This window comes from Prevotella sp. oral taxon 306 str. F0472, assembly GCF_000257925.1.
GTDB classification, from domain to species: Bacteria; Bacteroidota; Bacteroidia; order Bacteroidales; family Bacteroidaceae; genus Prevotella; species Prevotella vespertina.
Genome location: NZ_AJIN01000005.1, coordinates 1 through 3,162, shown reverse-complemented (window position 1 = coordinate 3,162; position 3,162 = coordinate 1). Strand labels below are relative to the sequence as shown.

3 protein-coding genes are annotated in these 3,162 nt (G+C 40.6%); all 3 read left to right on the top strand.

Translation table 11 applies throughout. The features are described 5' to 3' along the window. The first annotated feature begins 261 nt into the window (after positions 1–261). On the top strand, positions 262–486 hold the full coding sequence (locus HMPREF9969_RS00135) for a hypothetical protein (RefSeq protein WP_009433855.1): 225 nt from the start codon (positions 262–264) through the stop codon (positions 484–486). A 41-nt stretch (positions 487–527) separates the two neighbouring features. After that, positions 528–2,480, top strand: coding sequence for a hypothetical protein (locus tag HMPREF9969_RS00130; RefSeq protein ID WP_009433856.1), 1,953 nt, complete (start codon positions 528–530; stop codon positions 2,478–2,480). Between the two features lie 115 nt (positions 2,481–2,595). Continuing rightward, positions 2,596–3,075, top strand: a complete 480-nt coding sequence (locus HMPREF9969_RS00125) for a histidinol phosphate phosphatase (RefSeq protein WP_009433854.1) — start codon at positions 2,596–2,598, stop codon at positions 3,073–3,075. Positions 3,076–3,162: the final 87 nt, after the last annotated feature.

Genomic DNA, 3,162 nt, shown 5'->3' with positions numbered 1-3,162 from the left:
ACGAGAAAAAGATGGCAAATTATTTGGTAGTTCCAAATAATTGTATACTCTCTCTCTCTCTCTCTCTCTCTCTAGTAGAGCAGGCGTAAACTACACATTTTTTCTTCTCGCATACGCGCGCGCGAAGCGTGCCGTAAAGCTAGTAAACAAAGGACTTCTGAAAGTTTCCTTTGTTCTTTTTTTGTGTCCATACCTTAACTGAAATATAAAGAAATTAAGCTATACTTTTTATTTGATTTTAAATACTAAAAATGAGAGATTATGACAAGAAACAAAGAAACTAAAAAACGGGATTATCTGCAACCAACGTGTTGCGTATTCTTCGTTGAGGCAGAAAGCCCTGTCTGCACTTCCGTTTACCACAAAGTGTCAGGCTCTTTTGAGCCAAAGAATAACACTTTTTTTGAGGAGAATAAATGGGATACCCATACGTATGAAACCGACTGGAATCGAGAAGATGTTGAGAGTGGAACAATAGAGTTCTAGAATTACAGAATGAGAGTTATAAATTTAAAAAGACATCAAGAATGAAAAGTAATTATTTAATATTGAAAACGTTTTTAAAACCGCTTGCTTTCGCTGTATTGCTTATTATGGTTGCAGGTTGTCAGCAGGAAGATAATATAAGTACAGGAGAAAGTACTACCGGCAAGGTGGTCATAACACCAACAATGCTTAAATTTGCAGAAGCACCATTCAGTGAAGATGATGGAGCCATAACGAGAGGGGCTGCAGAAGCACCTCAAACAAAGTCAGTAGACTTGGGTAATGGTATTGAAGCACAAATGACTCTTGAGGCTGATGCCAAGAGCGATACTATCTTCAAGAAGCCACGTACGCGTGCATCACAGCCTCTAAGCAATGGTTTCTACACTATCCGTGCCTTTCAAGGTAATACGCTTAAGGGCGAGATGAAAGGTTATATAAACGCTGGAGTCTTTACGCCTGCTACTGGTTCAAAGAATTGTATTATTCTTGATCCAAATCAGAATTACGACTTTGTTTGTTTTAATGACAAGCTAAGCCAGAATTCTGATGGGACACTTTCAGTAACACAAGCAAATGTGAAAACTGCATACGTAGGGCGCTTGGATAATACCTATGTCACAGGCAAAACCCAATATATCTCGTTCTATATGAAGCATGTTGGTTCGCGCGTATATCTTGAGTTACATAGCTTCCTCCCTATAAAGCATGCTGTCAGTGCAACGCTCACTTCACCTAACAACAATGTACCCACTAGCGTAAAACTTGATGAGAAAGGTTATAATCCAATTGCCACTTCTGTTACAACAATCAATAAAACTTTAGCGGCCAATTATTGGCAAGGCCATCTTTTTCCCAGTGGTCCTGATATAGTATATTGTAGTTCTGAAGATCCTAAGAATGACTATGAATATCATTACTACAATAGGGATACAACCTATACGTGGTTTCTTCCAGGAACTCCACTTCGCCAAATGCGTCTAGCTTTACCTTCGTTGACACTCTACGGAAAAGCTGCTGCACCAAGTACACATCTTTATTCTTCAGATCCTGCACTCTCTGGTTTTGTCACCAAAGAAAATACAACTTACAAACTCAAAATTCGCCTTGTCTATACGGGCTTTAAATACCTATTCTCTGATGGCACTGTAGGAACGCTTAAAGCTAATCGAACCAAGACTCCGATAGCCTTTGTCGTAAAAGACAACGACGGAACACCGAATTCTGGTGTAGCTGTTGCTTTGAAAGAAGCAGATCTTGGTAGTTCCTGGTCGCCTCTTACTGGCAATGTGAAGAATACAGATTGTCAATGGACAACACAAAGCCTTTCCAGTGCCCCCTCTAGCTATAATCCTGTTTATATGACAACAAACTTTAATCGCTTTGGAACAGGAACAGGACTTAGTGATGATGTCGCTGACATGAATGGATATAATTGGACATGGAATCCTGCGACTAATGCAATACCTGCCAGTTCTGGTCAGGCTAAAGGAAACGATCAGTGGGGCTTCCCCGCTTTCTATTATGCCGCTCATTATGATCCAGGTGTAACTTTAACAGGTACTATTGCTAATCAGAAGTGGTATCTTCCTGCAGCGGGAGAATGGAGAACGGCTCTAGACGCAATAAGTTTGGGGCAAATTAATAACGATAGGGGTTATAATAGTGGTAATGGAGCAGCTGGTTCTGGTAGGATAGACCCAATAATTCTAAATTATGCACTTACCGCTCATTACAACAATAATGGGGTAATTGTTGGAAATAGACCTATTGGAGGACAAGCTGGAACATTTTATTACTTTACTAGTAGCTTCATTGTTGGAGCAGGTGTAGCATCCCCTGATTTAATGTGGCTTAGCACCAGTACTGGTCAGAGTGGAAATGATGGAACAACTTATCCTTCATCGTATGTTATTCAATATCTTTCAGGGCAACAAGATTGGAATCAAGTAACGAATGTAAGAGCAAAGGTACGTGCTTTCATTCATTTCTAAGTTATAGTCAATGAGGCTATTATAGCAGACAATAATATTATTAACAAACGCTCCGTGGGCTAAAAGGTCTCGAGCCTACGGAGCTATCACAAACAGAGACCACCTTAATGATAATATGGCTAACAAACCAATTCAATTTTTCTTGAGAGAGCAGAAGCTAAACATCGGTAAGCAGGCTGGAAAGACTGTTATTGTTGCTCGTCCAACTGGTAGGCACCGTGTAGACTTCCGCAACTTTTGCGAACGCATTGCTAAGTCAACAACCTTTAATGCGCAGGAGGTGGCAGCCGTGCTGAATCTTGCAAGTGAAACCGCCCGTGACATCGTAGCCAATGGTGACATTGTGGAGTTTGGCGACATGGGAACGTTGACTCCCTCGTTTAAGAGCAAGGCGGTAGAGACTGTTGAGCAGTTCCGTGCACAGCAGCATATCGAGAAACCTGTTATAAAGTTCCTTGCCTCTGCGAAGTATTTTACACTGAATGATGTTACGTATGAGCAAGTAGCACCAAAGGAGAAGAAAGAAAAGAAGGGAAAGAAAGAGAAAAAGAAAGCAGAAGGAACAGAGCCTTCTGGTCCTGTAACAGAAGGGTGATAAAGGAGTTTTGAGATTCTGCTAAAACAACAAAAAAATTGTTCGCGAAGAAATTCGAAATTCTTCGCGAACAATTTTAATTTTCTT